This window comes from Haemophilus haemolyticus, from assembly GCF_001008275.1.
Classification (GTDB): Bacteria; Pseudomonadota; Gammaproteobacteria; order Enterobacterales; family Pasteurellaceae; genus Haemophilus; species Haemophilus haemolyticus_P.
Genome location: NZ_LCTH01000040.1, coordinates 12,706 through 33,177, shown reverse-complemented (window position 1 = coordinate 33,177; position 20,472 = coordinate 12,706). Strand labels below are relative to the sequence as shown.

17 protein-coding genes and 1 pseudogene are annotated in these 20,472 nt (G+C 38.5%); 10 read left to right on the top strand and 8 right to left on the bottom strand.

Going from position 1 to position 20,472, the window contains the following annotated elements; all coding sequences use genetic code 11:
• Positions 1-85 precede the first annotated feature (85 nt).
• The 4 genes from purT to AAX15_RS06560 form a co-directional block, all read right to left on the bottom strand.
• Positions 86-1,267: a formate-dependent phosphoribosylglycinamide formyltransferase gene (gene purT, locus AAX15_RS06575; protein ID WP_046939640.1), complete on the bottom strand. Its 1,182-nt coding sequence runs from the start codon at positions 1,265-1,267 to the stop codon at positions 86-88.
• A gap of 8 nt (positions 1,268-1,275) precedes the next feature.
• A complete protein-coding gene (gene luxS, locus AAX15_RS06570; protein WP_009499584.1) occupies positions 1,276-1,779 on the bottom strand; it encodes an S-ribosylhomocysteine lyase in 504 nt (167 codons plus the stop codon).
• Between the two features lie 186 nt (positions 1,780-1,965).
• Positions 1,966-2,439 carry a YqaA family protein gene (locus AAX15_RS06565; protein ID WP_046939639.1) on the bottom strand — a complete coding sequence of 158 codons (474 nt, stop codon included), beginning with the start codon at positions 2,437-2,439 and terminating at the stop codon, positions 1,966-1,968.
• Positions 2,439-3,041, bottom strand: a complete 603-nt coding sequence (locus tag AAX15_RS06560; RefSeq protein WP_046939638.1) for a beta-phosphoglucomutase family hydrolase — start codon at positions 3,039-3,041, stop codon at positions 2,439-2,441. The genes AAX15_RS06565 and AAX15_RS06560 overlap by 1 nt, the downstream gene beginning before the upstream one ends.
• Before the next feature lie 114 nt (positions 3,042-3,155).
• Here AAX15_RS06560 and AAX15_RS06555 point away from each other — a divergent pair, with 114 nt between their 5' ends.
• Complete coding sequence (locus AAX15_RS06555) at positions 3,156-3,557, top strand: PRD domain-containing protein (protein WP_046939637.1); 402 nt, start codon at positions 3,156-3,158, stop codon at positions 3,555-3,557.
• A gap of 31 nt (positions 3,558-3,588) precedes the next feature.
• Here the strand turns inward: AAX15_RS06555 and AAX15_RS06550 are convergent, their stop codons facing one another.
• Complete coding sequence (locus AAX15_RS06550; protein ID WP_046939636.1) at positions 3,589-4,884, bottom strand: NAD(P)/FAD-dependent oxidoreductase; 1,296 nt, start codon at positions 4,882-4,884, stop codon at positions 3,589-3,591.
• Positions 4,885-5,025: 141 nt separating this feature from the next.
• On the opposite strand from AAX15_RS06550, the gene AAX15_RS06545 reads away from it, so the two are divergent.
• On the top strand, positions 5,026-6,078 hold the full coding sequence (locus AAX15_RS06545; protein ID WP_046939635.1) for an extracellular solute-binding protein: 1,053 nt from the start codon (positions 5,026-5,028) through the stop codon (positions 6,076-6,078).
• 404 nt (positions 6,079-6,482) lie between these two features.
• Here the strand turns inward: AAX15_RS06545 and plsB are convergent, their stop codons facing one another.
• Positions 6,483-8,912, bottom strand: coding sequence for a glycerol-3-phosphate 1-O-acyltransferase PlsB (plsB, locus tag AAX15_RS06540; protein WP_046939634.1), 2,430 nt, complete (start codon positions 8,910-8,912; stop codon positions 6,483-6,485).
• Between the two features lie 174 nt (positions 8,913-9,086).
• Here plsB and lexA point away from each other — a divergent pair, with 174 nt between their 5' ends.
• The 8 genes and pseudogenes from lexA (at position 9,087) to psiE (ending at position 17,773) form a co-directional block, all read left to right on the top strand.
• Positions 9,087-9,710, top strand: a complete 624-nt coding sequence (gene lexA / locus AAX15_RS06535; protein ID WP_005632942.1) for a transcriptional repressor LexA — start codon at positions 9,087-9,089, stop codon at positions 9,708-9,710.
• Between the two features lie 142 nt (positions 9,711-9,852).
• Positions 9,853-10,677, top strand: a complete 825-nt coding sequence (dapF, locus tag AAX15_RS06530; protein ID WP_005646156.1) for a diaminopimelate epimerase — start codon at positions 9,853-9,855, stop codon at positions 10,675-10,677.
• 129 nt (positions 10,678-10,806) lie between these two features.
• Positions 10,807-14,700 carry a phosphoribosylformylglycinamidine synthase gene (purL, locus tag AAX15_RS06525; protein WP_046939633.1) on the top strand — a complete coding sequence of 1,298 codons (3,894 nt, stop codon included), beginning with the start codon at positions 10,807-10,809 and terminating at the stop codon, positions 14,698-14,700.
• Between the two features lie 128 nt (positions 14,701-14,828).
• Positions 14,829-15,458 carry a YkgB family protein gene (locus tag AAX15_RS06520; protein ID WP_046939632.1) on the top strand — a complete coding sequence of 210 codons (630 nt, stop codon included), beginning with the start codon at positions 14,829-14,831 and terminating at the stop codon, positions 15,456-15,458.
• Positions 15,459-15,717: 259 nt separating this feature from the next.
• On the top strand, positions 15,718-16,350 hold the full coding sequence (locus tag AAX15_RS06515; protein WP_046939631.1) for a DUF6037 family protein: 633 nt from the start codon (positions 15,718-15,720) through the stop codon (positions 16,348-16,350).
• A gap of 63 nt (positions 16,351-16,413) precedes the next feature.
• Positions 16,414-16,926, top strand: a complete 513-nt coding sequence (locus AAX15_RS06510; RefSeq protein WP_046939630.1) for a hypothetical protein — start codon at positions 16,414-16,416, stop codon at positions 16,924-16,926.
• Positions 16,927-17,012: 86 nt separating this feature from the next.
• A pseudogene (locus AAX15_RS06505) lies at positions 17,013-17,258 on the top strand (transposase); the annotation flags it as partial.
• Positions 17,259-17,353: 95 nt separating this feature from the next.
• Positions 17,354-17,773, top strand: a complete 420-nt coding sequence (gene psiE / locus AAX15_RS06500) for a phosphate-starvation-inducible protein PsiE (protein WP_005625591.1) — start codon at positions 17,354-17,356, stop codon at positions 17,771-17,773.
• 64 nt (positions 17,774-17,837) lie between these two features.
• Here the strand turns inward: psiE and AAX15_RS06495 are convergent, their stop codons facing one another.
• A complete protein-coding gene (locus tag AAX15_RS06495; protein ID WP_046939628.1) occupies positions 17,838-19,124 on the bottom strand; it encodes a heme biosynthesis protein HemY in 1,287 nt (428 codons plus the stop codon).
• A 9-nt stretch (positions 19,125-19,133) separates the two neighbouring features.
• Entirely contained in the window at positions 19,134-20,378 is a 1,245-nt protein-coding gene (locus AAX15_RS06490) for a uroporphyrinogen-III C-methyltransferase (protein WP_046939627.1), read from the bottom strand.
• Positions 20,379-20,472: the final 94 nt, after the last annotated feature.

Below are 20,472 nucleotides of genomic sequence, written 5' to 3'. Positions count from 1 at the left end.
AAATCCGATACAATATCAAAAACAATCCTTTAAATCACAGTCTAACTTTTTGGAGTCAGAGCAATTTTTGCCGCACTTTCGGCTTTTATAAACTAATTTCTAGCTGTTCATAAGCTTGTTTTACTTTTTCCAACGCTTTTTCAACGGATACATCACGCGCAAGTAAAACGCCTAAGCGTCGATGACCATTCACTTCACCTTTACCAAATAATCGAATATTAGTATGAGGTTGTGCCAGTGCTTTTTCGATTCCACCAAATTGCACATTTTGTGATTTGCCTTCCACAACAATAGCTTTAGACGCCGATGGGCTAATCAACGTAATTTCTGGGATTGGTAAACCTAAGATCGCACGAGCATGTAAAGCGAATTCAGAAAGCTCTTGAGAAATCAGCGTTACCATTCCAGTATCATGAGGACGAGGTGATACTTCATTGAAAATCACCTCATCACCACATACAAACATCTCTACACCAAAAATACCGAATCCACCCAATGCACCGGTAATCTTCTCAGCAATCGATTGCGCTTTTGATAATGCAATATCCGACATAGCTTGAGGCTGCCAAGATTCCCGATAATCACCATCTTCTTGACGATGACCTATTGGCGCAAGGAAACTTGTACCATTGATATGGCGTACTGTCAGTAACGTGATTTCATAATCAAATTTGACAAAACCTTCAACAATTACTCGACCAGCTCCCGCCCGCCCACCTTCTTGCGCGTAATCCCAAGCTTTTTTAATATCATCTTTAGACTTTAAAATACTTTGCCCATGTCCAGAAGAAGACATAATCGGTTTCACCACACAAGGAATACCAATTTTTTCGACCGCACTTTGAAAGTCTGAAAAATTATCCACAAATTGGTAAGGCGATGTTGGTAACCCTAACTCTTCTGAAGCTAGACGACGAATCCCTTCACGATTCATCGTAAGTTGAGTGGCTTTTGCAGTCGGCACAACATTAAAGCCGGCTTGTTCTAATTCAACCAAAGTGGCAGTCGAAATAGCTTCAACTTCAGGAACAATGTAGTCAGGCTTTTCTTTCTCAATAAGTGCTTTCAATGCATTACCATCTAACATAGAAATGGTGTATGCACGATGTGCTACTTGTTGTGCTGGGGCATTTTCATAGCGATCAACTGCAATAACTTCAACGCCTAAACGTTGCAATTCAATCACTACTTCTTTACCCAGTTCACCAGAACCCAACATCATTACTTTGGTTGCATTAGGGGTTAATGCTGTGCCAAGTGTTGTCATGATTTCTCCTATTTTAATAACGAATCATCGAGTGCCAAATCTTCATTTTTATTCACGCCTACACCGCGTGCGATAACATTTTTTGCAATTTCGTGTGCTTCTTCCAAAGAATGTTCCGTATAAGTACCGCATTGATAAATATTTAATTCAGGGATAGTTGTTTGATCTTGCACACCTAAAATATCTTGCATTGAAGCTAACCAAGCTTGTGCTACTTGCTGTTCATTTGGTGTACCAATTAAGGACATATAGAATCCCGTGCGACATCCCATCGGAGAAATATCAATAATTTCAACGCTATCGCTATTTAAATGATCACGCATAAAACCCGCAAACAAATGTTCAAGCGTATGAATACCTTTTGGAGGAAGAATTTCTTTATTTGGAATACAAAAACGTAAATCAAAAATGGTAATGTCGTCACCTTTTGGCGTGCGCATCGTTTTTGCAACACGTACTGCTGGTGCATTCATTTTGGTATGATCCACTTTAAAACTATCAAGTAATGGCATAAAGTTTTCCTTATAAATCAGTAAATTAAAAATAAATTTGAATAAATGTTCATTTTTTGCAAATTCTAATGAACTTTATGGCAAGGCTCATTGTCTTACGTAACAAGCAACTTGCAGTTGTTTTAATAAAATTGGTTCCTTAGGTTATTTGCCCCGCATTCATTGTGGGGCTTTTTCTTGCGCATTTTATAATAAGAATGGTGCACTAAAAAACAATAACGCAACATAACGAACCAGTTTTCCAAGAAAGATAAAGACGCTACTTACCACAAAATTTAATCTTAACCAACCTGCTATGGCACAAAATAAATCACCAACGACAGGTAGCCAGCTTAAAAGTAAAGTAATCGCCCCATAACGCTTTATCTGATTCGTGACCCATAAAGTGCGGTGATTTTTTGGATCAAATTTTGGCATCCATCGCCCAATCCCGTAAGTAGTTAAACTCCCCAATCCATTGCCAAGCGTGGCGAAAAAAACAAGTGCCAATATATCTATACTAAATAAAGATCCCAACACTAATTTAGGTACAGCAAGAGCAACAAACACAACTTCTGAATTACCTGGCAATACCGTTGCACTCAAGAATGCACTGATAAACATAAGGCATAACGCATGAGTTTGCCAAAAATCAGCGCTAAAAAATGAAAAAATATCCATTATCTTGGCGAAATGATTTCTCGTGTGCGAACATCAAACACGTCCATTCCCGCATTTAATCCCGCTTGCACACCTAAATCCGCATCTTCAAATACGATACAACGACTTGGATTTGCTTGAATTAATTCCGCACAACGTAAAAAAGTTTCTGGATGTGGTTTATGTTCTTTTACATCGTCTGCACTGACAATGGCATTAAAGTAAGGTGCAATAGCCAGTTTATCCATCAACATATCAATAATTTTACGGTGTGAGCCAGACCCCAGAGCAATCGGCTTTTTTTGATGGAAAGATTTAACAATCTCAAAGGTTGGCAATAACTTCGATTGAGTCGGAATAAGTTGATAAGACAACTCACGTTTTGCAGCCAGCACATCCTCAATTCGATCCAGTGGCATATTCGCTGCTTTCATCATTTCCCCCGCGATGGTTCGAACCGTCGTCCCGCCAAAGTTATACATAATTTGGCAATCAAATTCATAGCCAAATCGCTCTCCCACCATCGTCCAAGCCTGTGCATGCACGGGCATTGTATCGATTAAAGTTCCATCCATATCAAAAATCAATCCTTCATATGGATTGAACATCTCATAATCTAACATTTTTACATCCTTACAAATTTTTTACCATTTTGCTACAAAACTGTGATCTGTGCACTGTTTTATTTCAGTAAAGTGCGGTAAATTAATGAACAAATTTTGAACTAATTAAAACAAATGCGGTTATTTAAGCAACTAGAACGTTGGAAAATTCGCAGTCAAATAAATCAATCTATTATTGATGTGGTATTTCGTTTACGAGATCGATTAGCTCATTACTGGCAAGCTGAGGTGAATACGCCTCAAGTAGATTTTATGCTGCTACACATTGCTTGCAGCTTAGGTCGAATAGAACGAGGGGGTTGCGTTTCACCACTTTATCCAGAAATGCTCGAAGAAATTCAAAGTGCGGTTATTTTTCCACAAGTTTTAGCCATCCATCAAGATTTACTCAACTTGATGCCATTTTCCATTCCTGAAGCAGAACAAACTTATTTTTTAGCGAACATTCATTCTTTGGTTCTTGAACAGAAACAATTAAAGCATGTGGTGATAAATAAGCCCACTTATAAAAAATGACCTAGCTTTTAAACTAGGTCATTTTTATATCTTAACGATATTTATCTAGAAATTTGTAATACTGCACACCAATCTTTGTCGCAAGATCTTTGATAATTCGACCACCATAAACAGAAGGGACTTTCAGGCCTTCAAAAATAGATAAACGTTCATCGTCTCCCAAAATCGCCTCCGCTACAATTCGCCCCGCAAGACCAGTCAAAGCAACACCGTGACCAGAATAACCATGAGCAAAATAAATGTGCGGAGAAATACGACCAAAATGTGGCGTTGAATTTAGGGTCATATCAATCGGTCCAGCCCAGCCATAATCGATTTTTATATTTTCAAGTTGTGGGAATACGCGCAACATATTTTTCCGCATAATCGCGACCATATTTTTTTCTGAGCTAGAATCACTACCAAAGAGCAAGCGATTGTCAGCACTTAAACGATAATAGTCTAATAATAAATTATTATCGCATACCGACATGCCATTATTAATGACAGAATCCGCAACCGCTTGGCTTAGCGGCTCTGTGGCAATAATAAAACTTTCTACGGGTAATATTTTACGATTAATTCCGTGATGGATAGATTTCGGGAGCGCATCAATATAAGCATTGGTAGCTAAAATAACGTCTTGAGAAATAACCGCACTTTTAGCTGTTTTAACCTCAACGCAACCATTTTTCTCAACCATATCCACTACAGGAGATTGTTCAAAAATCTGAACGCCCAGATCGACGCAAGCTTTCGCTAAACCTAAGCAATAATTAAGTGGATGTAAATGCCCTGAGTTACTATCAAATAAGCCGCCCACATAAATATCACTGCCTAAGTGCTGTTTTAATTTAGCCTTATCCCAAAGTTGCATATTCTGATAGCCAAAATTCTCATGACTTTCTTTTTCAATTTCAATTAAGTCATCCATTCTGCGTTCATTTAATGCCAATGTGGCATAGCCTTTTTTCCAGTCGCATTGAATACCATATTTTTCAATACGTTCATCAATAATATCAATGGCCTCTAATGACATATTCCAAAGTTTATGCGCTTTATCTTCGCCAACTTGTTTAACGTATTCATCAATGCCTTCTTCAAAGCCATTAATTGCCTGCCCACCACTGCGACCAGAAGCACCAAATCCTACTCGAGCACCTTCTAATACAATAACTTTTTTTCCTTTTTCCGCTAGTTCTAATGCCGCAGATAAACCAAAAAATCCAGCTCCGATCACACATATATCAGCATGTTCAATTTGAGTGAGCGGCGGGAATTGAAAATCTTGGTTACGAGAGTCGAAATAATAAGAGCGAACGTGTTCTTGATAGGCAAAATTAAGCATAAAAAATCCCTTAGGAAAAAACTGGCAAAATCTTACCCCGAAAGGGAAATATGTCAAACCTTTTACGAAAAAAATGCTATACTGCGCGCGCGCAAAATTTGCGCGTTTTATGATGAACGATAACCCTCGGAGGTCAATAAATTGAAAAAATTCTTTGCTCACTCACTCAAAAATCTTTTCCTTTCCACCACCGCACTTTTCGCGGTTTCCGCTTTTGCCAATAACAAACTTTACGTCTATAACTGGACAGACTATGTGCCTTCTGATTTAGTCGCACAGTTCTCTAAAGAAACTGGCATCGAGGTAATTTATTCTACCTTTGAAAGCAACGAAGAAATGTATGCGAAACTTAAACTTACTCAGAATACTGGCTCTGGCTATGATTTGGTGTTTCCATCAAGTTACTACGTAAATAAAATGATTAAGGAAAAGATGCTTCAACCGATTGATCAAAGTAAATTGACCAATATTCATCAAATTCCTAAACATTTATTAAATAAAGAATTCGACCCAGAAAATAAATATTCATTACCTTACGTTTACGGACTTACTGGTATTGAAGTTAATGCGGATGAGATTGATCCTAAAACCATCACCAGCTGGGCGGATTTATGGAAACCTGAATTTAAAGGCAAAGTTCTCATGACCAGTGATGCGCGTGAAGTGTTCCACGTAGCATTATTGCTTGATGGTAAATCGCCTAATACCACCAATGAAGAAGACATCAAAACAGCTTATGAGCGTTTAGAAAAACTTTTACCAAATGTGGCAACCTTTAACTCTGACTCGCCAGAAGTCCCTTACGTACAAGGTGAAGCAGCAATTGGTATGATTTGGAATGGTTCTGCTTATTTAGCACATAAAGAAAATCCATCTCTTCAATTTGTGTATCCCAAAGAAGGCGCAATTTTCTGGATGGATAACTATGCGATTCCAACTACAGCAAAAAATGTTGAAGGCGCACATAAGTTCATTGACTTCTTACTTCGTCCAGAAAATGCCAAAGTTGTAGTAGAACGCATGGGCTTTTCTATGCCAAATGAAGGAGTCAAAGCATTACTCAGCCCTGAAGTTGCCAATGATCCTAAACTATTTCCACCAGCATCAGAAGTAGAAAAGGGGATTATGCAAGGTGATGTTGGAGAAGCTGTCGATATTTATGAAAAATATTGGAGCAAATTAAAAACCAATTAATTTCTAAATTTAGAAAACAAAAAAGTGCGGTGAAAATTTGATCTGTACCCCAAAAGTTGGACTAACCAAACCAACAATTGAGGTTCAGATTTTATTATGGGTAAACACTACATAATCGAATTTAAATTACAGGTTCTTCAATCTATTCTTAATAGAAAAATGAGTATTAAGAAGCCACTAGTATTTATAATAAACAAAGCTAATGGTATCATTTTCTATCAGATGGAGACATATCGTCGATTTCATTACTGAAAATGGCGGTATTCAAAGTATGTCAAGAAAAAGGAATTTCTTAGATATATGACATATAGAAAGTTTCTTTGGACTATTAAATTCACCGCACTTCTTATATAGCTAATATAAAAAAGGAGCATCAAATGATGCTCCTAAAATTTAAACCTGACTTAAGCATGTTCTTCTGCTTTTTCAACCGTTCCTTTGACAGTCAAACAAATTTCCGTTGAAATCAAATGAGAAAGCGTTGAAGCCAAATATTCTATTTTTTCAAGATTGCCATTGCCTGATTCATCAAAATAACCTTGCTCTTTCAAATTCGCAATGAACATAGAGAAGACGGCTTTATCAAAGAACTCCGGCGCGTTAATACCATGCAATACAGATAAACGTTGTGCAACGAGTTGGCTTTCTTTTTCCAGTTCTGCACGTGAAATATCTGGTTGTTTTTGCAAAATTGTCACTGTGATGTAATAACGTTGCAAGATTTCACGCATTCCCGCAGACCAAAGTTGTAAAATACGTACTTTCGATTTATTGATAGATAAGAAATTATCATTAGAGTTAATCACCTGTTGGCGCGCAAATTCATCAATAATTTGGTGAGTTTGAGTTTTTAACTCTTCTTCACTAAAGTGCAAGAATAACTCGCCTTTTAAGAACGGATAAATCTTGCCGACAGCTTCGACTAATAAATCTTTTTGAATCGCCTCATAATGCAAAATGATGCTTGCCACTAAAGATGGCAATACAAATAAGTGTTGTATGTTATTGCGATAGTAAGTCATCAAGACGGCTGATGCGCGTTCCAAACGCACAATTTCCCCAAAGTTATCTTTTTCGACTAACACACCAACACGATCAAGCGTTAATACATGGTTTAACATCATTTCAGGCGTATCCGTTGGCAATACAACATCTGTGGAATAAGGCACGTTTTGTAGTAATTGTTGGTAACTCGCCAGTTGTTCCAAAAGTTGCTCACGAGAAAGTGCACGCTGACGAGAAGACAATAATGCTGTCCCAACTAAATTCATTGCATTCACCGCGGCAGCTTTATTAATGTTTACCATCACTTGTTTTGATACAGAATCAACTGCAGGAGCAAACCATTGTGGTTTTTCTTCGTGATTTTGCTCTTTCCAATCAGGGAAATGTTGGCTCAGGTAATTGGAAAGCGTAATTGGCTCACCAAAATTCACAAAACCTTGACCAAGATTGCGTAATTTTTTAATTACTCGAATAACCAAACCTGCATTTTCTTTTTCTTTCGCCGCACCACGCAATTCTTTTGCGTAAGTATCCACTTCTAATACATGCTCATAGCCTACATAAACTGGAACAACAGAAATTGGACGAGTTTGATTATGTTGCAAGGCTTGAAGTGTCATCGACATCATACCTGTTTTTGGCGTAAGTAAACGACCAGTGCGAGAACGCCCCCCCTCAATAAAATATTCTACCGAATAACCACGGTGGAATAACTCTGATAAATATTCACGGAAAATAGCGGAATATAACCTGTTTCCTTTAAAAGTACGGCGAATAAAGAATGCCCCCCAACTACGGAACATTCTACCTACAGGCCAGAAATTTAAATTAATTCCTGCTGCGATATGCGGCGGAACAAGCCCTTGATGATAAAGCACGTAAGAAAGCAATAAATAGTCGATATGACTACGGTGACAAGGAACATAAACAATCTCATGGCCTTCAAGTGCTAATTTACGTACGCGATCTGCATTTTGCACATCAATACCAGAATAAAGTTTATTCCAAAGCCAACGTAAAAAACGATCAGCGGCTCGCAAACTTGAATGACTTACATCAGCAGCAATTTCATCCAAAATCTTATGTGCTTCTTTTTGCGCTTTTTCAATACTGATATTTTTCGATTTTGCTTCATCTTCAATCGCACGTTGAATCGCTTCTGATTGCAATAATTTATTAAACATAGCTTGACGATTCGGTAAGCGCGGGCCGGTGGCAGAAATGCGCTGTTTAGCAAAATGCATTTTTGCAACTCGAGCCAGCTTTTGCGCAATTTTTTCATCAGAGCCATGCTCATTCACCATATAACGTAATGAAACGGCTTGAGAAAAACGTACAAAAGTATCACGCCCAAACCAAATAGCAGCAAAAGTTTTTTGCATGCCATTTAACAAACGCAAGTTAGGTAAACCTGATTTATCTTCATGCCCAGGAGAACGCCCCCAAAGGACAGAAACTGGAATAAGTTGCACATCTAAACTCTCAGAAGTGCGGTGTAATTCGAGGTATTTATTGAAGATCGTGGTGGTTTCATCTTTCGCACCTTTCGATTTAAAAATGCGGCGTCCCTCATCTAAATACACATAACGAGGCAACTTCACACCATCAATTTCATTTTTCTCAGTAGGATCAGGTAAACCTAGCGCCAAACAATTTCGACGGAAAATAACAAAATCGGTTTGAGAGGTATAAGGCAAAACATAAACAACAGGTTGGTGAATATTGAGGGAAAGCTCTTCTATCGGATTGGCTGGAATTGGATTATTTTTCACTAATACTGACAGAGGCAAGCTCAATAATTGACGATACATATTTACAAAATTTGCCATGATAAATTTTCTCTTTGTTGTAAATTTGAAATATTTTAACACATCCGATCTCAACCGCTTTAAAAAATTTAGTGGCAGAATGTGACCTAATACACAGATTTAAAAAATAACTATTGCAACTTCACACAATCTGTATACAATACCAGTTATCTGTATTTAAAAACAGGAGTGTATATGAGACCATTAACAGCACGCCAACAAGAAGTGTTGGATTTATTAAAACGCCATTTAGAAACAACAGGCATGCCACCAACACGAGCCGAAATTTCTCGAGAATTAGGCTTTAAATCCCCCAATGCGGCAGAAGAACATTTAAAAGCGCTTTCACGCAAAGGTGCGATTGAAATTATTCCAGGCGCATCTCGCGGCATCCGCATTTTAGACAATAGCGCAAATGAAGAATTTGATGGTTTACCACTGGTTGGTCGCGTGGCGGCCGGAGAACCGATTCTTGCAGAACAACATATTGAAGCCACTTATCGCGTAGATGCCGATATGTTTAAACCACAAGCAGATTTTTTACTCAAAGTTTATGGTCAATCCATGAAAGACATTGGTATCTTAGATGGTGATTTATTAGCTGTACATAGCACTAAGGATGTACGCAATGGACAAATTGTCGTTGCCCGTATTGAAGATGAAGTGACGGTAAAACGCCTTGAGAAAAAAGGTTCTATCATTTATCTACACGCAGAAAATGAAGAATTTGATCCAATCGTAGTAAATCTTGAAGAACAAGAAAACTTTGAGATTGAAGGTATTGCAGTAGGGATCATTCGCAATAATGCTTGGATGTAACCTGAGTAAATTAGCGAATAAAGTGCGGTAAAAATTTCCTGTGTTTTACCGCACTTTTCTTAATCTAAAATTCTGAATTTGCCATTCTTTTTACCGCTCTCTATAATGCAATCAATCTTGAATTTAAATAAAGGATGGAAAAATGCAGTTTTCCAAAATGCACGGATTAGGCAACGATTTTGTTGTGGTTGATGGTGTTACTCAAAATGTTTTTTTCACGTCAGAAACCATTCAACGCTTAGCTGATCGCCACCGTGGAATTGGTTTTGATCAGCTTTTGCTTGTTGAGCCACCTTATGATCCTGAACTCGACTTTCATTATCGCATTTTCAATGCCGATGGAAGTGAAGTTTCGCAATGCGGAAATGGTGCCCGCTGTTTTGCTCGTTTTGTGACATTAAAAGGGCTAACTAACAAAAAAGACATCGCGGTTAGCACGCAAAAAGGCAATATGGTTCTAACAGTAAAAGACGATAACCAAATTCGTGTGAATATGGGTGAACCGATTTGGGAACCAGCAAAAATTCCATTTACCGCAAATAAATTCGAGAAAAATTATATCCTGCGCACGGATATTCAAACCGTCTTATGTGGTGCCGTTTCAATGGGCAATCCTCATTGTGTTGTGCAAGTAGATGATATTCAAACCGCAAATGTTGAACAACTTGGTCCTTTGCTAGAGAGCCACGAGCGCTTTCCCGAACGGGTCAATGCTGGTTTTATGCAAATCATCAATAAAGAGCATATTAAACTTAGAGTTTATGAACGTGGTGCTGGAGAAACTCAAGCCTGTGGAAGTGGAGCTTGTGCAGCTGTTGCAGTTGGAATTATGCAAGGTTTATTGAACAATCGAGTTCAAGTCGATTTGCCAGGCGGTTCATTAATCATTGAATGGAATGGCGTTGGTCATCCACTTTATATGACTGGCGAAGCGACCCATGTATATGACGGTTTTATAACCCTTTAATCTTCTTATCCCCATCAAATTCTTAAAGATGGGGATTTTATTCCTCATGAACGCAAACGTTTTCGTTTCTAGAAATATCCTTTATAATACACCTAGATTTTCATTCCTATCCTCATAAAGGACCCCCTTATGTTTCAAACTTTTCGTGGCTCACCCGCCCTTTCTGAATTCCGTATTCAAGGCTTAATGCAAAAATTCCAACAAAATCAATTACCGGTGAAATCGGTTTACGCGGAATATTTGCATTTTGTGGAATTAAATCGACCGCTTGTTAGCAAGCAGGAAGCAAAATTAAAAGCGTTGTTACATTACGGTCCAACACTGACAGAGCATGAAGCCAAAGGCGAAACTTTTATCGTGATTCCACGCGTTGGCACGATTTCTTCTTGGTCTTCTAAAGCAACAGATATTGCGCATAACTGCGGTTTAAGTGAAGTAGAACGTATTGAGCGTGGTTTGGCGTATTATTTTGAGTTAAGCCAACCGCTTGATGAAAAAACAACAGAAAAATTGACCGCACTTTTACACGACAGAATGATGGAAACGGTGGTGCGCAATCCGCAAGATGCGGAAATTTTATTCCGTCATCAAGATCCGAAACCATTTAAAACCGTGGATATTTTAAAAGGTGGACGTAAAGCTTTGGTGACAGCCAACGTAGAATTAGGTTTGGCACTGGCAGAAGATGAAATTGATTATTTAGTGGAAAACTTCACTCAATTAGGGCGCAATCCGCACGATATTGAACTTTATATGTTCGCACAAGCTAACTCAGAGCACTGCCGCCATAAAATCTTTAATGCAGATTGGATTATTGACGGCAAAAAACAGGACAAATCCCTGTTTAAAATGATTAAAAATACCTTTGAGAAAACCCCTGACTTCGTGCTTTCAGCCTATAAAGATAATGCTGCGGTAATGGAAGGCTCAAAAGTCGGTCGTTTCTTTGCAGACCAAGATGGGCAATATCGTTATCACAATGAAGATGCACATATCTTAATGAAAGTGGAAACTCACAACCATCCAACCGCAATTTCGCCATTCCCAGGAGCGGCAACAGGTTCAGGCGGTGAAATTCGTGATGAAGGTGCAACCGGTCGTGGTGCCAAACCAAAAGCAGGTTTAACCGGTTTCTCTGTATCAAACCTTATCATTCCTAACTTTGAACAACCTTGGGAAAATCCACTTTCCAAACCAAATCGTATTGCCTCAGCCTTAGATATTATGATTGAAGGCCCATTAGGTGGTGCAGCATTTAACAACGAATTCGGTCGTCCTGCATTATTGGGTTATTTCCGTACCTATGAAGAGAAAGTCAATAGCTTCAATGGAGAAGAAGTGCGTGGTTACCACAAGCCGATTATGTTAGCGGGCGGTATCGGTAATATTCGTGGCGAACACGTTCAAAAAGGCGAAATTTCAGTTGGTGCGAAATTGATCGTATTAGGTGGCCCAGCCATGAACATCGGTTTAGGCGGTGGGGCAGCGTCTTCGATGGACAGCGGGAAATCAAAAGAAGATTTAGATTTTGCCTCTGTTCAACGTGAAAACCCTGAAATGGAACGCCGTTGCCAAGAGGTGATTGACCGCTGTTGGCAATTAGGTGATGAAAACCCAATTCTCTTTATTCACGACGTGGGCGCGGGTGGTTTGTCTAACGCCATGCCTGAATTGGTGCACGATGGTGAACGTGGCGGTAAATTTGACTTACGTTCCATCCTTTGTGATGAAAAAGGGATGTCGCCATTGGAAATTTGGTGTAACGAATCGCAAGAACGTTATGTGTTAGCAGTTGCGCCAGAAAAACTCGAATTATTTACCGCACTTTGTGAACGTGAGCGCGCGCCATTTGCGGTCATTGGCGAGGCAACGGAAGAAAAACATTTAACCTTGCGTGATAGCCATTTCAACAATAACCCAATTGATTTGCCAATGAATGTGTTATTAGGCAAAACGCCGAAAATGACGCGTGAGGTTTCGTCAAAAACTGTCGAAAATCGACCACTTGCAACAGAAAATATTCAATTAAAAGAAGCGTTCCATCGCGTATTACGCTTACCAGTGGTGGCAGAAAAAACGTTCTTAATCACCATTGGCGACCGTTCGGTCACCGGTATGGTGGCGCGTGATCAAATGGTCGGTCCATGGCAAATTCCCGTGTCTGATGTGGCCGTCACAACTGCATCATTAGACAGCTATCACGGCGAAGCCATGGCAATGGGCGAACGTGCGCCAGTAGCGTTATTAGACTTTGGTGCTTCTGCACGTTTAGCGGTAGCTGAATCTATCACTAACATTGCGGGCACCAATATTGGCGATATTAAACGCATCAAACTGTCTGCAAACTGGATGTCTGCAGCGGGTCATGGTAGTGAAGATGCCGGCTTATATGAAGCAGTTAAAGCCGTAGGTGAAGAACTTTGCCCTGCATTAGGCATTACCATTCCAGTGGGTAAAGACTCTATGTCGATGAAAACCACTTGGGAAGAAAATGGCGAGAAAAAATCAGTTACCGCACCGCTTTCTTTAGTGATTTCATCTTTTGCGCGCGTGGAAGATGTCCGCAAAACCGTGACACCTCAATTACGCACAGACAAAGGCGCAAGCCGTTTATTGTTGATTGATTTAGGCGAAAGAAAAAATCGCTTAGGCGCGACCGCACTTGCGCAAGTATATAAACAATTAGGTGACAAACCAGCCGATGTGGTGAATGTAGCTAAACTGAAAAACTTCTTCGATGCAATGCAAGCATTGGTGGCAGAACGTAAATTATTGGCTTACCACGACCGTTCCGATGGTGGTTTAATTACCACACTTGCAGAAATGGCATTTGCGGGTAACTGTGGTGTGGATGTGGATATTTCTGCATTAGGCGACAATGATTTATCCGTGTTATTCAATGAAGAATTAGGTGCGGTAATCCAAGTATCAGAAAGTGAATTAAGCGCCGTGCGTGAGGTATTAAAAGCCCATGACTTGCTTGGTTTAACTTATGAACTCGGTTCTGTAAGCTTAGAAGATCGTTTTGAAATCACGCGTGGTAGCAAAAAACTATTAAGCGAAAAACGCTCTGAATTACGCAGCATTTGGGCGGAACTCACTCATCAAATGCAACGCTTACGTGATAATCCAGAATGTGCAGACCAAGAATTTGAAGCGAAAAAAGCAACAGACAACAAAGGTTTATCTGCTCACTTAACTTATGATGTGAATGAGGATATTGCTGCACCTTACATCAGCAAAGGCGTGAAACCAAAAGTAGCCGTATTGCGTGAACAAGGCGTAAACAGCCACGTTGAAATGGCAGCGGCTTTTGATCGTGCAGGCTTTGCGGCGATTGATGTTCACATGAGTGATTTAATGACAGGCCGTTACAACTTAAACGACTTCAACGCGATGGTGGCCTGTGGTGGCTTCTCTTACGGTGACGTATTAGGTGCAGGCGGCGGTTGGGCGAAATCCATTTTATTTAACCCACAATTACGCGATCAATTCAGCCAATTCTTCGCCAATGAAAACACGCTTTCATTAGGCGTATGTAACGGCTGTCAATTTATCTCCACCCTGGCGGAAATCATTCCTGGTGCAGAAAACTGGCCACGTTTCGTGCGTAATAAATCAGAACGTTTTGAAGCGCGTGCTGCGATGGTGAAAATCAACGACACCAACTCATTGTGGTTTAAAGGCATGGCTGGCTCACATATGCCGATTGCCGTTTCTCACGGTGAAGGTCGCGTAGAATTCAAAACACCTGAGAATTTGACCGCACTTCAAGCGCAAAACTTGATTGTAGCGCAGTATATCGACAGCCATTTGAATGTAACAGAAACCTATCCTGCCAACCCGAATGGTTCGGCATTAGGGATTACTGCAATTTCTAACGTGGATGGCCGTATCGCTGCGATGATGCCACACCCAGAGCGTGTATTCCGTGCCGTGAGCAACTCATGGTATCCAGAAGATTGGTCTGAAGATGGTGCTTTGATGCGAATTTTTAGAAATGCGAGAGTGAATTTCAAATAATGTGAGATTGCTCACAGAAAATTAATACAAAATAAGAGACACTGGGTGAGTCAGTATCTCTTTTTTATACTGAACAATTCTTGGATATTTTGTCCGTAATATCAATTGAACTATATGAGGAGTTCTTAATGAGTAGTTTAGTTACATTGCTAGCTAATATTGTTGCGCCATTGCAACGTCAATTTATTAACTTTATCCGCATTGCTATTTGTGTAGTGATGGTTTGGATTGGTGGCTTAAAAGTTTGCCAATATGAGGCAGATGGTATCGCACATTTTGTGTCAAATAGTCCTTTCTTAAGCTTCCTTTATAAAAATGGAGCAAATATGGTAGAAAATGATAAGGGTGTTTTGGTAAAAGAATATACCTTATATAAAAACCCTGAAGGCAAAATGGTCGCAAAAAATATTGAATGGCATAAAGCTAATGGCACCTATACAGCTTCTTATATTATTGGCGCGATGATCGTGACCATTGGTATTTTAGTATTAGCGGGAATTTGGTCTCCAACATTAGGTTTATTTGGTGGTTTACTCACCTTTGGCATGTCGATAGTCACGCTGTCGTTCCTGATATTTACGCCAGAAACCTGGGTACCTAATTTAGGTGGAGACTTCCCAACACCTAATTATGGCTTCCCATATCTCTCAGGGGCTGGCCGACTCGTTATTAAAGATATTATTATGATGGCGGGTGGTTTAGTTGCTGCAGCTGAATGTGCAAAACGTTATTTAAATAATAAAAAACAATTTGCTTAATTGCGTTATTTTAAAAGGCTTGCTGGGATAAGTGGTAAGCCTTTTTGTTATTAAGATATAAAAATTGAACAATAAAGAAGGGATTAATAGTATTCATGTTAAGATGACACAATGATAAGAGCATTTATTCCGTGTAATAAGGGAGAATGATCTCTAGTGGATTAGTCTTAAAATTATGCAGGTATGTGGCTTTTCAGAAGCGTGGTTAGGGTGATAATGACCTAATAGTATAGTTATTATTTATGGAGTAAAAATTATAATGCCAGTTAGATTTCAAAATTTGCCAGAGTTACTGAATGATATGAATCGTTTAGGATGGATTATTGATTCTTTTCCTTTTGAATATAATGGTAAGCAAACTGTAGTAATTCTTACTCTTTATACTTTAAGAGAAAGAAAACCTAGTGCATATGCTCAAGTAAAATTAGAATTTATCAGTCAAGATGATGCAAATCATAGTATAAAAGCATATGCAGATTTTTATGAGGTTTACTTCAATTCAGTAACAGATTTTTTTGATTTCTTTGATATAAATCGACTTGATGGAAATAAAGCTCGAGAAATCTTTATAAATTTTTCTGAATGTTTTGCTAGGGTTATACCTATGCAAAAAGTAATTAATAAACCACAGTTAGAGCGAGAGCTTATAGGACGAAGAGCGGAAGGAAATAACCCTAATGCTATCTATTGCTTTGATGTTAGAAGAAATGGGAGAAGACCGGATGGTACTCCCAATTCTCGGAGCATAGAAAATAGTAATAAAGCTGAAATATTAAGACCTGAGTTATATCACAAGTATAGACATGATCTAAATTTAAGTTTTTTCTTTAGTGATAATCCTAATGAAGAAAGAACAGATGAGGAAATTATTAATCTTGTTGCTATAAGATAATGTACTTTGACAATAATATGTACGTTTAGACATATTTAGAAAAAATAACTTAAGGGGAAATCTATGTTATCAATATTAAATAAACTGAAAGAAAGCGTTAGAGTTCAGAAAGAAGATGGTAGGATTAAGGGACCATATGAAGCCTCTTTTACTGGAAATATGATTATTGTTAGTGATCTTAAAGCAGATATTACACAAGGTGATAAAATTATTCGCAAATTACCAAATGAAAATGATGAATATTACTATGTTACAGAGATAGATTTTTGTTCTAAAAATCTAGGCGGTATCCCTCCTCACTACCAAGTAAAATTAACCCAAGCTCCTCCATCACAACCAATGGAAAGAAATATACAGAATATTAACTTTCATGGTTTACAAAACGTTCAAATAGGAGACCATAATATTCAAAATATTACTAATACGTTTAATGAGTTAATTCAGAAAATAGACAGTTCTACAGCTTCTGAAATAGAAAAACAAAAGGCAAAATCTTTACTTAACCAGTTTTTATCTCATCCACTAGTTGTGTCTATAATAGGATCTTCTCTTGGAGCAGCTATTGGCTTAATATGATCTATAGTATTTTTTTAGAATAGATAGTCCGATTAACAAATTGATCTGCACCCCAAAATCTGGACACCTACTTTGAGGTGCAGATTATGTCCTACTCTTATCAATTTCGTTTGAAAATTATCACACTCGTCACTGAACAGGATTATGGTATCCGTGAGGTGGCTAAACTTCATAAAATTTCCCACGCTCTCGTCATTTATTGGCTAAAAGCATTTCAAAAAAGAGGGCTTGATGGCGTAAAATCGCCTCATACAAACCTTCAAACCCCTAAAATAGTGCAGTCAAAGATGAAAAAGAAAGAAATTGAAATCCTAAAAACAATATACTTTTCTAATTCCACCACGCTTTATTTTTCCAAATGACTTTGACCAACTTTATAATCTTGCATTAGAATACGAGCCTTTGATTTTTGCTGTAAGGAATAAAAATGGAAGAATCTCCAGAATTAGAAAAGTTGCCACGAATTATTACTGGTGTATTAAAAATCGTGCTTTGCACGGCATTGATTGCGTTGGCGATTGTACTCATTATTGCTCTTGGAAAAATCACTTATACTTTAGCGATGATGGTACTTAATACTTCGACTGTCGTGCCTTATGACGTGGCTGAACAAGCAGTGATGTTTTTCTTATATTTCGGGTTTATTGGTTTGATTGTGCAGTATTTTAAAAGCGGCTATCACTTCCCTTTGCGCTATTTTATTTATGCTGGGATCACTGCGATGTTGCGTTTAATCATTGTTAATCATGAAAGCTCGGTGGATACCATCTTATTTGCAGGTGCAATTTTGATTATGGTGATCGCACTCTGTTTGGTGTTATATTCTAATAAACTGAAAAATATATAGTTTTATATTCAAAGCAACAAAAAACGCACTTCAATTTGAAGTGCGTTTTGTCTTTTAAGTTGAGTTACTCAGATTTGCTTTCTAAAAGTGCGGTTGAATTTTCTTCTATTTTTTCTTCCGCACTTTCTGAGACGACATCTTGAATTGCCATCACTGATTTCAAATTCTCTTGGCGAACTTGCTCAGCTAATGCTTTATCACCCGCTTGTTCAAATACATAAGATGCCATCATCAAATCATTTGGCTCTAACTGTTCAGGGCAAGCTATCACGTTTTTGAATACGTCTGCTGCTTTAGCAAATTCATTGTTACGAACATATAAATAACCCAAAGCACGATTGATACAGCATTTTTGTGTCTCATCTGCACGTTTTGCACGTTTTTCGATTAGCTTGAGAAGTTTACTATTATCTTCTGGTTGTAAACGTGTAATTTGAGTACAAAGTTCTTTGCTAATGCTAGTGTTATCACCAATTTTCTTCAATACTTCAACAGTAAATTCTGATGCTGACTCATGATCATTACAATCAATTAAACGCTGAATTAAACCAACTTTGAGATCAATATTATTACGACGACTACGAGACTGAGCATCCCACCATTCAAGTAAACCATCTACGCCTTCTTCATTCATTTTCTCATCGAGCAAACCATTTTCTGTTTGAGAACGGAGATCTTTGAACTCTTCAGCACTGAATAAACCGCTATTTTCAACACCATCTAAAATCTTATCGAGAGCTTGATAAGCTTTAGAACGAAGATAAATTTCTACTGCAAGTTTTAACACTTCTTTATTGCGACCAGCCATTTCTAGCAAGCTATCCACAGAACTACGCGCTGCTGGCAATTTGTTTTGTTGCAATAAAATACGCGTACGGGCAATTTCCACCAACAAATTATCTGAACCTGCTAATTCCGTTGCTTCAATCAAATAGCGATTTGCACTAAATTCATCACCACGTTGTTGTGCTGCTTCAGCTGCTTTAATTAGGTTTAACACAGGCTCAGCAGAATGTTTGGCATTCTTACCAATTAATTTCTCTGCTTTGGCATAATCCCCTTCATTCATCTTCATCAAACCTTCAAGGGTTTGTTTCTGCGCTCTCACACGTTTACGGCTAGAAAACCAATTATAAGAACCACGACTCAAACGTAGAAAACGCGTTACGATCCATTCCAAACCATAAATAATCGCTAAAGCAATTACGAAGAAAATCACTAATGTCGTAATCGACATTTCAACAATATTATTTGTTGTTTCAATTCGAACATAGCCTTGCTGACCGGAAAGATAAGGCCCTGCAATCAACCCAGCAAGCAATGCTAGCATTAAAAAAAGCACTCTAAACATAGGCTATCCTTATTTTTGTGGCTCAGCTTTTGCCGGTTGAGATTCTTGTTTTTCTGGTGCAGGTACTTCTGTTGCCGCACCTTCAGCTTTAGGCATAGTTTCAATGGCTTTATCTGCTTCAATTTCCACCTTTTGAACATCTAACGGCGCACGATTAAGATATTTATCCAGCAAAGTCAAACTTTGTAATTGCTCTGGCACATCGACATAAATTGAAGAATCAGCCAGCTCATCTACTGATTTTAAGAAGTTTTGCGTCACTTCTGTACTCGTATCAAAATAGCTACGAACCCAAGAAGCAACCGCATCTAAAGATTGTTTATAAAGTTCATCTTGCTGACGTGGCACTGCCATGATAGCAAGCTGTAAACGTAAACGAATGTTCTCACGAAGATAAATATCTTGGTTTGGAGCAAGCAATTCTTTTTTATCCGCACTTTGTTTTGGCGAAATACGAATAAAGTGATTTAGGAAAGAAGTTGCGCTCTTTTCCATATTTTGCTGCCAATCTGCAATATCATCAGATAATTTACCGCTCTTTTCTGACGCTTCATCAAAATTCACATTCAACGCTTGTAACTCATCCACAGTGTTAGCAAGCTGTGAAAGTTTTTGCATTACTGCATTTTGGTCTACGCTTGAAAGTGAAAGAAGTTGTTTTAAATCTTGATTGATTGCAGTACGAATCGCATTCGCTTGTGAATTGTTTACCTTAACGAGTGTTTCATCAGCCAATTTTAATAAAGAAATAGCTGTATCAACATCGTTATCTAAAACAAGTTTACGCAAGGCGTTATTTAACAAGAAATCTGCTTCGGAAAATAACCAGTCACTCGGTTGTTGTGCACCAGCCAGTTGACTAACTTGTTTTACTTGAGCTTGTAACGCAGCAATTTCGCCTGTTTTGCCTGCAACTAATTGCTCAAGTTGCTCGACTTTATCTTGTGCGGTTTTTAAGCCTTGTTCTAATTGTGTAACCTGTCCACTATTATCAGACATAGGGGCAGAAACAGCTACACCACTTTGGCTTTCAAGTGCGGTTAATTTTTGCTGAATTTCAGCGACTTGTTTCTGACCAAAATAATAACCAGCTCCACCTACACCTAGCGCAATGAGAATCGCCAATAAACTCAATGCTGTGCCCGTTTTTTTCACAATAGTTTGTGGAACTGGCTGTATCGTTTCTGTTTTTTCAACCACTTTTGGCGTATCACCAACTTGTTCAGTGATGTCGTTATCTTGATCTTTTGCCATATCAATTCCTTAATAAGTCAGATTGAATAAGTTAATGTATTCGCTTTAATAAGAAAAATACCGAGCGGTCGCCAATGGTAAAAATATAGATTCT

Excerpts from the sequence above, each read along its gene's own strand:
- AAX15_RS06515 (WP_046939631.1), top strand. The coding sequence starts at position 15,718 with ATGCCAGTTAGATTTCAAAATTTGCCAGAGTTACTGAATGATATGAAT.
- AAX15_RS06550 (WP_046939636.1), bottom strand. The coding sequence starts at position 4,884 with ATGCTTAATTTTGCCTATCAAGAACACGTTCGCTCTTATTATTTCGAC.
- AAX15_RS06520 (WP_046939632.1), top strand. The coding sequence starts at position 14,829 with ATGAGTAGTTTAGTTACATTGCTAGCTAATATTGTTGCGCCATTGCAA.
- lexA (WP_005632942.1), top strand. The coding sequence starts at position 9,087 with ATGAGACCATTAACAGCACGCCAACAAGAAGTGTTGGATTTATTAAAA.
- plsB (WP_046939634.1), bottom strand. The coding sequence starts at position 8,912 with ATGGCAAATTTTGTAAATATGTATCGTCAATTATTGAGCTTGCCTCTG.
- dapF (WP_005646156.1), top strand. The coding sequence starts at position 9,853 with ATGCAGTTTTCCAAAATGCACGGATTAGGCAACGATTTTGTTGTGGTT.
- AAX15_RS06565 (WP_046939639.1), bottom strand. The coding sequence starts at position 2,439 with ATGGATATTTTTTCATTTTTTAGCGCTGATTTTTGGCAAACTCATGCG.
- psiE (WP_005625591.1), top strand. The coding sequence starts at position 17,354 with ATGGAAGAATCTCCAGAATTAGAAAAGTTGCCACGAATTATTACTGGT.
- AAX15_RS06495 (WP_046939628.1), bottom strand. The coding sequence starts at position 19,124 with ATGTTTAGAGTGCTTTTTTTAATGCTAGCATTGCTTGCTGGGTTGATT.
- purT (WP_046939640.1), bottom strand. The coding sequence starts at position 1,267 with ATGACAACACTTGGCACAGCATTAACCCCTAATGCAACCAAAGTAATG.
- AAX15_RS06555 (WP_046939637.1), top strand. The coding sequence starts at position 3,156 with ATGCGGTTATTTAAGCAACTAGAACGTTGGAAAATTCGCAGTCAAATA.
- purL (WP_046939633.1), top strand. The coding sequence starts at position 10,807 with ATGTTTCAAACTTTTCGTGGCTCACCCGCCCTTTCTGAATTCCGTATT.
- luxS (WP_009499584.1), bottom strand. The coding sequence starts at position 1,779 with ATGCCATTACTTGATAGTTTTAAAGTGGATCATACCAAAATGAATGCA.
- AAX15_RS06510 (WP_046939630.1), top strand. The coding sequence starts at position 16,414 with ATGTTATCAATATTAAATAAACTGAAAGAAAGCGTTAGAGTTCAGAAA.
- AAX15_RS06490 (WP_046939627.1), bottom strand. The coding sequence starts at position 20,378 with ATGGCAAAAGATCAAGATAACGACATCACTGAACAAGTTGGTGATACG.
- AAX15_RS06560 (WP_046939638.1), bottom strand. The coding sequence starts at position 3,041 with ATGTTAGATTATGAGATGTTCAATCCATATGAAGGATTGATTTTTGAT.